Consider the following 12223-nt stretch of genomic DNA (forward strand, 5'->3'; position numbering starts at 1 on the left):
TGAGGATAGTCATATTCAATTTTTTAAAACTATATTCGAGGTACAACAATACGAATGATTTGGGGGAAATGATGAAAAAAGCTCTTCTAACACTGGCGCTCAGTACCTGTTTAGCAGCTTGTGGTGGTTCGGATAAATCCGCAAAAAATGATGATCAGATTAAAATAGGAATACTGACTGACAGCCCAGTAGCAGGTGCGACATATATCGTGAATGGCAATAATGACAATGCGAAGAAGACCAATGCAAATGGGGAGTTTGAATATCGAGATGGAGATGTCATTACATTTAAAATTGGTGATATCGAAATTGGTACCGTACAAGGTTTAGCTCGTGTGACACCAAATGAACTCGTGAATGAAGATTTAAATGCAGATGAACGTAACAAGAGAATTATCAATCTACTGATTTTTTTACAATCATTGGATATCGATGAGGATAAAGAGACCATACAAATCCCAGATGATGTTTCAAATTTCTCGCCAACATCGATTGATTTCAGCAATGCGACAAGTGATTTTAGAGAGCGACTTCAAGGTCAAATTATCAATATTCCTGAAATTGCCTCCAATATAGTAGTCAGTGAAGAGCAAGCTAAAGAACATTTTAGCAGCTCACTGCTCAAAGATATTCAAGGCGTATGGTATGCAAAAAATGATGAGTCTGAAATTGTGTTATTTATTGGAGAGAATGGCGAATATATGCTCGGTGAACCAATCCCGAACGAGCCTAATAGTTCTTCAAATGGCATGGAATACGCCAAAATAAATCTAGATGCCCTAAGTGGAAGTTTATACGCTTCTTCAATAAATATTACTACGCCTGTGATTGATACCAATGAAGATTGGGGACTTCTCGATCATGGGGAATCGCGTTCAATGAAACTATCTTTTGATGGTTCTATACTTAAGATTTCTGAAGCTGAAAATCCTGATGAAAGTGCAGAGTTTACGCGAGTTCCTCGAAATAATAGTGGAATTGTAGGCGCATGGCAGTCCTCAAGTGGTAAACAAATTTTCGTATTTAATTCTAATAACACTTTTATTATGGTTGATGCTGTTGGCGATGATCAACCAGATCCATATGACGGACCTTGTGGTGGCCCTGGTATTGAGTATGGTCGTTATCAATTACGCGACAACAAGCTCTTTGTTACCACGCCCCTCAGCATTGATACAAATGGTTGTGCTGGATTATCCAATACAGACGCGCATTTAGGCTTACCATTACAAATTTCTACTCAAAGTTTAAGCTTTACCGTAGCAGATGAAGGCACATTTACACTGACCAGAATGAATTAATTTTATCCCCCTTCAACATCTTCGTTAAAGGGGGATTATTCAATATGCTGAAAAGCATCAATAAATTCGATCAAAATCCGCATCATTTCAGCTTGTGAGGAGCATCCTAACTTCTGATAAATCGTTTTCAGATATGTCCGCAGTGAACTCAGCGTAATCCCACATTTCAAAGCAATATTTTCAAGATGCTGATCGTCCATAAAATGCTGACAAATTTCAATTTCTCGAGCTGTCAGTTGGAATGTTGACTTCAGTAATATTTTAGACAAGCGTTTTCGATCCTGCATTTTTGATAAGAATAATGCAACTTGATTATTGTCTAAGATCATTGAATCTGACAGCACCTTAAGTGGTGAGACTGTGATTAAGTAAGCAGATTGATGTGGATCGCTATATAACTGCATTGCACCCCCAACTTCTTCTTGATCATGCCTCTCTAATGAATAATACTCATTCTTTTTGAATGTGCTCTGCACCAATTTTTTTAATTGAGCATTATAAGGCTCGATTATTTTTAATCTGTTATGCAAATCTATTTCAATCATACTCGTATCATTCAAACAATCCTTCGCATACTGATTCACAAATCTCACTTCTAGATTAGATTGAACGACGAGCACACCCACATTCAACTTATCTAAAATTTCGGTGTAATTACTTCTATCATTTTGAAGAAGCTTAATTTGTCGATGAATTTGAATCGCTCTTCTAAAGTGTTTTGCGAGTCTTTCTAAACTTTGTAATTCAGCAGTATCATAAGCAGCTTCATCTGATGGTCGATGTACCGCAAGCACGCCCCATTTATATTTTCCATACTCTAACAATACCCCACTGAGATAACAGATGTTTGAAGGAACTAAACAATATTCATAAAAGTTCTTCAAATCCTCATTATCTGTTTCAGCATATGATCGACAATCAATTTGATAGGCATGCTCTAATCCATAGGTATTCATTAACTGACCGTGAATACGCATGTCTACGACATCTAAGTTATACGTTTGATAATTTTGAATTCCATCAATCGGGATATTAATGGTGTAAATAAAATTTTGTTCGGGCCGAAGCTGATCAAAGTAAGTAAAGATCGCCGTTGAACTCTGTGTAAATTCCACGACCTGTTTTAAAACATTTTCCCAGTGATGTGGCTTTAAGGCAGCCTCATAAATTTCTTCTATGATTTGATTTTCTTGAACAGTTAACATCATCACCCCCAATCATGGTGTTAATGTTCCATTAGATTAGCGCTCTACTAGGCTTTTATTCAATATTTACAATAGTATTCAAATATTTATCAGACAGATGACAAAAAAATCCCCGCTTAAAGCGGGGATTTTTTAGGCTGTGGGATGAATTACATCATACCGCCCATACCACCCATACCGCCCATGTCAGGCATAGCTGGTTTATCTTCTGGGATCTCTGTAATCATGCACTCAGTTGTTAACATTAAGCCCGCAACAGACGCAGCATGCTCAAGTGCAGAACGAGTAACTTTCGCTGGATCAAGGATACCCATCTCTAGCATATCGCCGTATTCACCAGTCGCAGCGTTATAACCGAAGTTGCCTTCGCCATTTTTAACTGCATTAATCACTACAGATGGTTCATCACCTGCGTTAGATACGATTTGACGAAGTGGCGCTTCAATCGCACGACGAAGGATGTTGATACCTACGTTTTGATCATCGTTAATACCCGTTACACCGTCAAGTGCTTTAGCTGCACGTACTAATGCAACACCACCACCCGCAACAACACCTTCTTCAACAGCAGCACGAGTTGCATGAAGAGCATCGTCTACACGATCTTTCTTCTCTTTCATTTCAACTTCAGTTGCAGCACCGATTTTGATCACTGCTACACCGCCTGCTAATTTAGCAACACGCTCTTGAAGTTTTTCTTTGTCGTATTCTGAAGTTGATTCCTCAATTTGCGCACGAATTTGTTGAACACGCTCAGCAATTTGATTCGCATCGCCTGCACCATCAACAATCACTGTGTTTTCTTTAGATACAGTTACTTTGTGTGCAGTACCTAAATGTTCAAGTGTTGTTTGATCTAACTGCATACCGATTTCTTCAGAAATCACAGTACCACCAGTTAAGATCGCGATATCTTGAAGCATTGCTTTACGACGATCACCGAAGCCTGGTGCTTTAACAGCACATACTTTGATGATGCCACGCATGTTGTTTACAACAAGCGTTGCAAGTGCTTCACCTTCAACATCTTCAGCGATGATTAGAAGTGGTTTACCTGTTTTCGCAACTGCCTCAAGAACAGTAATCAACTCACGGATGTTGCTTACTTTCTTATCAACAAGAAGGATAAATGGGTTTTCCAATTCAGCAGTCAATGTATCTTGTTTGTTTGCGAAGTATGGAGAAATATAACCACGGTCAAACTGCATACCCTCTACAACATCTAGAGAATCTTCAAAGCCTGAACCTTCTTCAACAGTGATTACACCTTCTTTACCCACTTTTTCCATCGCTTGAGCGATCAGTGAACCAACGGTCGTATCAGAGTTCGCAGAAATCGAACCAACTTGTTCAATCGCTTTCGAATCAGATGCTGGTTTAGCCGTTGCTTTAATATCTGCAACAACAGCTTTAACTGCAATATCAATACCGCGTTTCAAGTCCATTGGGTTCATACCCGCAGTTACTGACTTGATCCCTTCGTTCAAAATTGCTTGAGCCAAAACAGTTGCCGTTGTAGTACCGTCACCTGCGATGTCATTTGTTTTAGAAGAAACTTCACGAACAAGTTGAGCACCCATGTTTTCAAACTTGTCTTTTAATGTGATTTCTTTCGCTACAGAAACACCATCTTTAGTGATGTGTGGCGCACCGAATGAACGATCGATAACAACGTTACGGCCTTTAGGACCAAGTGTAACTTTAACCGCATCTGCAAGGATATTCACACCTGCGATCATTTTTGTGCGAGCTGAATCACCAAACTTAACGTCTTTAGCTGACATATTTGACTCCGAATATTATTAAAATTACTAAATCTGATTGATTAAATGAGTAGTATTAAAAAGAATCAATTAGCCTTCTAAAACAGCTAAAATATCTGACTCTTTCATGATTAATAGTTCTTCGCCATCTACTTTCACAGTTGTTCCTGCATAAGTACCAAACAATACCTTGTCACCTACTTTTACATCTAAAGCGCGAACGCCATTGTCAGTGATCTGACCATTACCAACTGCAATAATTTCACCTTGAGCAGGCTTTTCTGCAGCAGAACCTGGCAATAAAATGCCGCCAGCTGTTTTTGTTTCTTCTTCAACACGACGAATTACTACACGGTCATGTAATGGACGAATGTTGCTCATAAAAATACTCCATCAGACTAAGTCTTTTGATTAATAGTCGTGATCTTAATTTCCTTAGATCACCACCAAAATTATTTGATGTCACTTTTGTGGGGATGGAAAAAATTGCTTCAAGGGGAAAATGAAAAAAAATTTAATTTTTTGTATTTTTTTTAGGCATTTCGATAATTTAGCCTTCATTCCGATTTGCAACTAAATAAAATTTCTTGAATCTCGAATCAAAGCGATATTCACGCACCTTCAGTTTTTCATCAATTAGATTAAAACTATTAGAAAAGTCATGATGTAAACGATGTGACGTAGCGGTACCTGCATGAATATCCAATATTGGATGCTGAGCATTAAGTTGGAAAATCTTATTCAGATCATAAACAGCAGATACATGTAAATGACCATGTAGAATTGCATTCAACCCTGAGCTTGCCCATGTCTTTAGGGCTTTTTCAGTATTTTTAGGACGATCTTTAGACATATTTATACCGTGATCACCACTATAGAAAGGTTGATGCGTAAGCAGAATTTTTAATTTATCTTGAGGAGCCAATTTCATTTTTTGATCAATTTCCTGAATTTGAAACTCAGTAATACGACCTTTCGTATGGTACTTAGGATGAATTGTATTGATTCCTATAATATAAAAATGCTCAGTTTCTAAGGTCTGTTCCATTTCACCAAAAAACAACTTATACCGATGAAACGGACTTAAAAATCTGCGCCATAAATGAAACAAAGGAATATCGTGATTACCCGGAATCACAATATAAGGAACATTAAGTTCTTCTAGAAATTTTTTGCAGTGATAAAACTGTGAAAATCTTGCCCTTTGAGTGAGATCACCACTGACCACAACAGCTTCGATCAAATGTTCTGCAACAAAGTGAGCAATTGCATCTAAACAGTCTTGTTGCTCAGTTCCAAAATGCAAATCAGACAAATGTAAAATCATTGTGGCACCATTAAGGTCAGTGCATTTCTTTCAACATGAATATCTAATGGTGAATCCAGTTGAATAATTTCTCCATCGATTGCTACTGTCATTTTTTTTTGATGAGAACGTATTCGCACATGATCCGCACTAAAACTATATACGTCTGCTGCCTGATCTAATTTTCCACGAATGAGTTGGATGAGTGTTTTAAAAATACTCAGCTTATCCGTGCGAGCAAGTACAACTCCCGCAACCCGACCCTCTTCTGCCGTTTTAGCGATATTGAGGTTCATTTCTTTTAATTGAAGTTGGTTATTGCCTAAAAATAATAAAGGAGTTTTAACTGCATAATTCACACCATCCACCTCAATTTCTAACTTTAATTCTTTACGATCACGAATCAACACATCTAAGCCAGAAGTATAGGCATGTAATGGTAGACGCCCTAGTTTTTGGTTATATAACTCTCTTTTTTTAATAAACAATGGATAAAGACCCAAACTCGCATTATTTAGATAAATGGCATCATTAATTTTTGCCACATGTACCGCTTTAGGCTTACCTTCAACCACCAGTTTTGCAGCTTCGAGAATATCTAAAGGAATATTCAAAACCCGTGCAACATAATTGAATGTCCCTAAAGGTAAAATTACCAAAGGGATGGTTTGATGTAATAAATAATTAGCCACAGAATTTAACGTTCCATCCCCGCCAGCAACCACAATCACCCCCTGATTATCGTGATTTAAATGTCGAAGATGAACTTTTTCAATGAGTGCTTGAACACTCATTTCTGATGCAATATCAAAAACTTGTATTTCAAAACCTAGATCTGTCCAGTAATGCATGAGTTGCTCATAAATTTGATCATTATTGGTGGCATGGAATCCAGATTTTTCATTAAAAATCATAGACAAAGGCTTAAGCATTGAATTCATTTTATGGCTTTAAAAATTGAATTACTTTAAAATTTCGTCTATTTACTACTCAATTAAAAGCCAATTTATGTAATTTTTAAATGATGTTCATTTAATTTTTCGATGATGAGAATTGATCTCATAATTTAATTAAGTTTTTATTTTAAATAAATATTTTAACTACAAATACCAAACATAAAATTTAAAAATGAATAAGAAATTACTCATTTTTTAAAAAAATATCAAATAATTACATAAACTTAACACCAAACAAGTCTTAAGCACTATTTAAGCCTTTGGTCTTATTTTTTTTAAGAAAATATGCTTTAATACAGCCACTTTTTTTTCATACTGAATCTAGAGTCTGCAAACCAGCATCTAGATATTATTTGTACACCACATTGTACACTTTTGATATAGGCCTCACCATGACCCAAGTGAACGCACCAGAATTCGTTCGTCACCCTAAGCTTATTGCTTGGGTGGAAGAGATTGCTAAACTAACAAAACCAGCAAAAATTGAATGGTGTGACGGTAGCGCAGAAGAATATCAACGTTATATCGACTTGATGATCGCTAACGGCACAATGCAAGCGCTTAACCAAGAAAAGCACCCTGGTTCATATCTTGCAAACTCTGATCCTTCTGACGTTGCTCGTGTTGAAGACCGTACTTTTATCTGCTCTGAAAACAAAGAAGATGCTGGCGCAACTAACAACTGGGAAGCTCCAGCGGTTATGCGTGAAAAATTAAACGGTTTATTTGACGGTTCTATGAAAGGTCGTACTTTGTACGTTGTACCTTTCTCTATGGGACCTTTAGGTTCTCATATTGCTCACATTGGTATCGAACTTACTGACTCTCCTTATGTTGCAGTCAGCATGTCTAAAATGGCTCGCATGGGTAAAGCTGTTTATGACGTTCTAGGCACTGATGGCGAATTTGTTCCATGTGTACACACTGTAGGTGCACCATTGGAAGAAGGTCAAAAAGACGTTGCTTGGCCTTGCAACAAAGAAAAATACATCGTTCATTATCCAGAAACTCGTGAAATTTGGTCATTTGGTTCTGGTTATGGTGGTAACGCATTGCTTGGTAAAAAATGCTTAGCATTACGTATCGCATCATTCATGGGTCGTCAGCAAGGCTGGTTAGCTGAACACATGCTCATCCTTGGTGTGACAAATCCACAAGGTGAAAAACACTACATCGCAGCTGCATTCCCATCTGCTTGTGGTAAAACAAACTTTGCAATGTTAATTCCACCAACAGGTTATGAAGGTTGGAAGATTGAAACTGTAGGTGACGATATTGCTTGGATCAAACCAGGTGAAGATGGTCGCTTATATGCAATCAATCCTGAAGCAGGTTTCTTCGGTGTAGCTCCTGGCACAAATACAAAGACGAACCCGAACTGTATGGCTACGCTTCATAAAGACGTGATCTATACAAACGTTGCCGTGACTGACAACGGTGAAGTATGGTGGGAAGGTCTTTCTAAAGAAGCACCTGCCAACCTAACGAACTGGAAAGGTCAACCACATACTGGTGAAGAAAAAGCAGCTCATCCAAATGCGCGTTTCACAGTTTCAGCTGGTCAATGCCCTTCTATTGATGCTGACTGGGAAAATCCAGCAGGTGTTCCAATCTCTGCGTTCATCTTTGGTGGTCGCCGTGCGGACACAGTGCCTCTAATTTCAGAAGCATTTGACTGGGTTGACGGTGTTTATAAAGCTGCAACGATGGGTTCTGAAACAACTGCTGCTGCTGTTGGTCAACAAGGTATTGTTCGTCGCGATCCATTTGCGATGCTTCCATTTGCTGGCTACAACATGGCTGACTACTTCACACATTGGTTAGAAATGGGTGAGAAAGTTGGCGAGAAAGCTGCAGCTGCTGGTAACAAGCTTCCTGGTATTTACAACGTGAACTGGTTCCGTCGTGATGCTGAAGGCAACTTTGTATGGCCTGGTTTCGGTCAAAACATGCGTGTTCTTGAGTGGATTATCGATCGCTGTGAAGGTCGTGCTGACGCTGTTGAAACTCCAATTGGTCGTGTTCCAACTTACGAACAGTTGAACTGGACTGGTTCAGACTTTACGAAAGAGCAATTTGACCTTGTGACTTCTCAAGACAAAGAGCAATGGATCAAAGAACTCGAAAGCCACACTGAATTATTCAACAAACTTGGTGATCGTTTACCAGAAGCGTTGAAAAAACGTCAAGCTGAGCTTTTAGAAGCGGTTAAATCTGCTTAAGTATGATGAGAAAAAAGGTCACTTCGGTGACCTTTTTTTTACTTCAAACAAACTGAATAAAGTGTATTTAGTAACGTTTATTAGTACCAATAAGTTGTCACACTTATGGCATACTGATTTAAACAGCTTATTAGGATCAAATAATGAAAAAAATAGAAATGATTGGCTCTTGTTTAATCGTACTTATGCTTACAGCCTGTCAATCTGTTCCGCGACAGCACAATGGAGCTACAGGATATCAAATTGAAAACAAATCAGAAAATTTTGCCACTATTTCGTATACCCTCTCTGCACGTGCCAACCAAAATATTGATGAACACAAATTGCAACGCACTTGCCAACAAGTTTTAGGACATACTCAACAGTATAAAACCACCATTTTGAGTGTAAATGAAATTGCTAATCCCAATTATAAAACTCAAGAAACTCAACAGGTTCAAATTGGTCAATCACGAACATCATTCGGACTCTCAAACACTCAAAGCCTATACAGCAATGAAGACTACAATACACGTCTTTCTTTAGAAACTAAGCCTAGCCTCTTACAAGTCGTTCGCTTTAACTGCACACTCTAAACTTAGGACACTCAATGTACTTCATTGAGTGTCTTATAAAAACTGACATTTCTAAATTCAGGTGATTCATCCAAGTCTGGCCATGTCGTTGCACTGCGTTCATCAAGCTTTTCATACTTCGGATGACTAAAGTTTTTTACACGACTATCCGCCACCCACACCTCAGGTGCAAATTTTAAAAACTCATCTAAGAAGAAACGATTGCACTGGTCATACAACACATCAGCCGCCAACAAGATATCAACCTGCTCAGCTTTATATAAGTCATCCAAATATTCAAGCTCAACATCATTCAATTCAGCATTGGCACGACACGCATCCAAACTAACTTGGTCGATATCACAGCAAATGACACGCTTTGCCCCTGCCATTTTCGCTGCAATCGCGACTACGCCTGAACCTGCGCCAAAGTCTAAAACCACTTTGTCTTTCACATGATGCGGTTCAGCCAATAACCATTGTGCCATTGCTAAACCTGATGCCCAACAGAAAATCCAATATGGCGTATCATTCCAAATACGGCGAGTAACTTCATCATCTAGCTTATCGGTTGGAAAAACGGGTGGAATGAGCCAAAGTGAAATTGGTGTATCAGGCAATTGCTGTGCATGAAGTTCACAATGTGGAATCACATCATGTAAGGCTTTGAGTAAATGTTCAGGCGCTTTAGGAAATTGGAAAGTACAGCTCATTGGATTTTATTTTTAAATATGCAAAATTTGAGTTTCAAATACGAAACCTAAATTAATAAAGAGAGTTCCCCCTCCTTTTTTAAAGGAGAGGGTTAGGGAGAGGATTTATCTAACTCAATACCCTCACCCCGAACCTCTCCCTGAGCCGTATACGGCGCAAGAGAGGGAGATAATATTAACCTAAAGCTTTTTCAGCTGCTTCAACTGTTTGACGAATCAACGTTGTGATTGTCATTGGACCTACACCACCCGGTACTGGTGTGTAAGCTGAAGCAATATCTTCAATACCAACAAGTTGAATATCGCCCACACCACCGCCATCACGTGGATGGAAACCAGCATCAACAACTACTGCACCAGGTTTAATCCAATCTTTTTGAATCAATTCAGCTTTACCCACTGCACCCACAATGATATCCGCTTGCTTCACAAAGCTAGCAAGGTCTTGTGTTCGAGAGTGACAAATCGTTACAGTAGCATTCGCCTCGAGAAGCATAGCTGCCATTGGTTTACCCAAAATTGCAGAACGACCTACAACAACCGCATGCTTACCTGCGATTTCGATGTTGTTTTCTTTCAGAATCGTCATAATACCTGCAGGTGTCGCAGAACCGTAAGCCGCTTCACCCATTGCCATACGACCATAACCAAGGCAAGTAACACCATCCACATCTTTTTCAAGTGAGATCGCATCAAAACACGCTCGCTCATCAATTTGCGCTGGTACTGGATGTTGTAAAAGAATACCGTGAACATCAGGATTTGCATTGAGTTTTTCAATTTCAGCAAGCAATTGTTCTGTCGTCGTTTCTTTTGGTAGTTCAACTTTAAGTGAATCCATACCAACACGGCGGCATGCATTACCCTTCATACGCACATAAGTTGCAGATGCACCATCGTCACCTACTAAAATCGTCGCAAGAATTGGAGTACGTCCTGATTTTGCTTTTAACGCTTCTACGCGAGTTAACAAATCAGCCTCAATTTGTTTTGCCAATGCACGACCATCTAAAACTAATGCCACGGCACATCTCCCAAGTGTTGATATGAATCAATTTCGCACATTCTACATGAATATTTTAAATAATTTCCGTTATATGCTGTTTTTCTGCACATACGAATAAAAGCACTATTGTTTTTTTTTCAGAGCTTGTTAATATACGCATCAACAAGACATGGCGGGGTGGCAGAGTGGTCATGCAGCGGACTGCAACTCCGTGTACGCCGGTTCGATTCCGACCTCCGCCTCCATCTTGTTAAGCCCGAGTGGTGAAATCGGTAGACACAGGGGATTTAAAATCCCCCGCCCACAAAGCGTGCCAGTTCGAGTCTGGCCTCGGGCACCATTCTTCCAATACAGAATAATGGTGTAAATAAAGAACCCAGCGTAAGCTGGTTTTTTTATGTCTGCATTTTCTTTAAACTCATCTGCTATAATCACTCATCTTCAGAATTTCATATTCAAATGAATCAAAATAAGCAAGTTGCTCAATATCTTCAAGAACTAAAACAACAATATCCTCAAGCGTTTAAAAAAAACTTCTTGCTCTATAGTCAGTTAAAGACCAAAGGGATTCTAGATGAGCGTAAAGAACTGATCCCGCTTGCACTTGCATTAATGATTTTCCTTCCTTGCTCATATTTGTTAACCCTTTTGCTTAAACAACACCTTGTTTTTTTAGAAGGCTTTCAATCTGGTGGGAGTGCTGTTTTGTGTATCATGTTATTTTTTATGCTGATTACGCCAATCATCCTCAAACAGATCAAGCACAGTAGTATCTCAACTTACCAGCAACTTAAAAATACCCCATTCAAACTGACCATCCTCATTCTTTTACAAAGTTTAAATATCGCTTTTATGGAAAGTTGGTTCTTACAGGGAATTTTGTTTTATTTCGCTATGAATTTTGGTTTCGTTAAATTTTATAAAGAGAATTTATTCCGAGAAAACACTTCTAAAGAAAACTATTACTATATTCAAGAAATTCGCAGAGTGGCTTTCTGGAGTTATAAACAAAATTTCAAGCTTTACTTAAAACTAATCTTTTCATCCAAAAACTCAAAGCAGCATCAATTATTGATTGAACAAAAACAAAAAAATGCGCAACTTTATGTTCATTTGATGAACTATGAAAACAAATTGTGTATGCGCTACAAGCATACCGATATTGAAAAATATATCGATAGCATCATGTAGCGCTAC

The 12223-nt window shown here is 38.6% G+C and carries 11 protein-coding genes and 2 tRNA genes; 6 read left to right on the top strand and 7 right to left on the bottom strand.

The features are described from left to right. Positions 1–71 precede the first annotated feature (71 nt). Positions 72–1301: a hypothetical protein gene (locus tag AC1M87_RS05710; protein ID WP_481593187.1), complete on the top strand. Its 1230-nt coding sequence runs from the start codon at positions 72–74 to the stop codon at positions 1299–1301. A 35-nt stretch (positions 1302–1336) separates the two neighbouring features. Here the strand turns inward: AC1M87_RS05710 and AC1M87_RS05715 are convergent, their stop codons facing one another. The 5 genes from AC1M87_RS05715 to AC1M87_RS05735 all read right to left on the bottom strand — a co-directional run bounded on the left by AC1M87_RS05715 (position 1337) and on the right by AC1M87_RS05735 (position 6516). Further along, complete coding sequence (locus tag AC1M87_RS05715; protein WP_481593188.1) at positions 1337–2506, bottom strand: LuxR C-terminal-related transcriptional regulator; 1170 nt, start codon at positions 2504–2506, stop codon at positions 1337–1339. Between the two features lie 149 nt (positions 2507–2655). Continuing rightward, complete coding sequence (groL, locus tag AC1M87_RS05720; RefSeq protein ID WP_035266940.1) at positions 2656–4290, bottom strand: chaperonin GroEL; 1635 nt, start codon at positions 4288–4290, stop codon at positions 2656–2658. Between the two features lie 69 nt (positions 4291–4359). Next, entirely contained in the window at positions 4360–4650 is a 291-nt protein-coding gene (locus tag AC1M87_RS05725; protein ID WP_004810787.1) for a co-chaperone GroES, read from the bottom strand. Positions 4651–4819: 169 nt separating this feature from the next. Further along, on the bottom strand, positions 4820–5596 hold the full coding sequence (locus tag AC1M87_RS05730) for a metallophosphoesterase family protein (protein WP_180028130.1): 777 nt from the start codon (positions 5594–5596) through the stop codon (positions 4820–4822). Next, entirely contained in the window at positions 5593–6516 is a 924-nt protein-coding gene (locus AC1M87_RS05735) for a diacylglycerol/lipid kinase family protein (protein ID WP_180028129.1), read from the bottom strand. The genes AC1M87_RS05730 and AC1M87_RS05735 overlap by 4 nt, the downstream gene beginning before the upstream one ends. A gap of 407 nt (positions 6517–6923) precedes the next feature. Between AC1M87_RS05735 and AC1M87_RS05740 the strand changes: the two genes are divergently transcribed. Both AC1M87_RS05740 and AC1M87_RS05745 read left to right on the top strand, forming a co-directional pair. Next, a complete protein-coding gene (locus AC1M87_RS05740) occupies positions 6924–8753 on the top strand; it encodes a phosphoenolpyruvate carboxykinase (GTP) (RefSeq protein WP_092765934.1) in 1830 nt (609 codons plus the stop codon). A gap of 143 nt (positions 8754–8896) precedes the next feature. Beyond that, a complete protein-coding gene (locus AC1M87_RS05745; protein ID WP_481593189.1) occupies positions 8897–9328 on the top strand; it encodes a hypothetical protein in 432 nt (143 codons plus the stop codon). A gap of 11 nt (positions 9329–9339) precedes the next feature. Here the strand turns inward: AC1M87_RS05745 and AC1M87_RS05750 are convergent, their stop codons facing one another. Together AC1M87_RS05750 and folD are read right to left on the bottom strand one after the other, a co-directional pair. Next, positions 9340–10020, bottom strand: a complete 681-nt coding sequence (locus tag AC1M87_RS05750; protein WP_481593190.1) for a class I SAM-dependent methyltransferase — start codon at positions 10018–10020, stop codon at positions 9340–9342. 175 nt (positions 10021–10195) lie between these two features. Continuing rightward, positions 10196–11044 carry a bifunctional methylenetetrahydrofolate dehydrogenase/methenyltetrahydrofolate cyclohydrolase FolD gene (folD, locus tag AC1M87_RS05755; RefSeq protein ID WP_092765931.1) on the bottom strand — a complete coding sequence of 283 codons (849 nt, stop codon included), beginning with the start codon at positions 11042–11044 and terminating at the stop codon, positions 10196–10198. 153 nt (positions 11045–11197) lie between these two features. Here folD and AC1M87_RS05760 point away from each other — a divergent pair. The 3 genes from AC1M87_RS05760 to AC1M87_RS05770 all read left to right on the top strand — a co-directional run bounded on the left by AC1M87_RS05760 (position 11198) and on the right by AC1M87_RS05770 (position 12217). Beyond that, positions 11198–11271: transfer RNA gene (locus AC1M87_RS05760), tRNA-Cys, on the top strand. Positions 11272–11280: 9 nt separating this feature from the next. Then, a tRNA-Leu gene (locus AC1M87_RS05765) sits at positions 11281–11366 on the top strand. Positions 11367–11485: 119 nt separating this feature from the next. After that, entirely contained in the window at positions 11486–12217 is a 732-nt protein-coding gene (locus AC1M87_RS05770) for a hypothetical protein (RefSeq protein WP_481593191.1), read from the top strand. Positions 12218–12223 lie beyond the last annotated feature (6 nt).

The sequence above is a fragment of the Acinetobacter sp. 24-47-62 genome, from assembly GCF_056779765.1.

What these genes read in the sequence shown, in the direction of transcription:
- AC1M87_RS05740 (WP_092765934.1), top strand. Translation starts at nt 6,924, where the DNA reads ATGACCCAAGTGAACGCACCAGAATTCGTTCGTCACCCTAAGCTTATT.
- AC1M87_RS05745 (WP_481593189.1), top strand. Translation starts at nt 8,897, where the DNA reads ATGAAAAAAATAGAAATGATTGGCTCTTGTTTAATCGTACTTATGCTT.
- AC1M87_RS05715 (WP_481593188.1), bottom strand. Translation starts at nt 2,506, where the DNA reads ATGTTAACTGTTCAAGAAAATCAAATCATAGAAGAAATTTATGAGGCT.
- AC1M87_RS05750 (WP_481593190.1), bottom strand. Translation starts at nt 10,020, where the DNA reads ATGAGCTGTACTTTCCAATTTCCTAAAGCGCCTGAACATTTACTCAAA.
- AC1M87_RS05730 (WP_180028130.1), bottom strand. Translation starts at nt 5,596, where the DNA reads ATGATTTTACATTTGTCTGATTTGCATTTTGGAACTGAGCAACAAGAC.
- AC1M87_RS05770 (WP_481593191.1), top strand. Translation starts at nt 11,486, where the DNA reads ATGAATCAAAATAAGCAAGTTGCTCAATATCTTCAAGAACTAAAACAA.
- AC1M87_RS05710 (WP_481593187.1), top strand. Translation starts at nt 72, where the DNA reads ATGAAAAAAGCTCTTCTAACACTGGCGCTCAGTACCTGTTTAGCAGCT.
- AC1M87_RS05735 (WP_180028129.1), bottom strand. Translation starts at nt 6,516, where the DNA reads ATGAATTCAATGCTTAAGCCTTTGTCTATGATTTTTAATGAAAAATCT.
- groL (WP_035266940.1), bottom strand. Translation starts at nt 4,290, where the DNA reads ATGTCAGCTAAAGACGTTAAGTTTGGTGATTCAGCTCGCACAAAAATG.
- AC1M87_RS05725 (WP_004810787.1), bottom strand. Translation starts at nt 4,650, where the DNA reads ATGAGCAACATTCGTCCATTACATGACCGTGTAGTAATTCGTCGTGTT.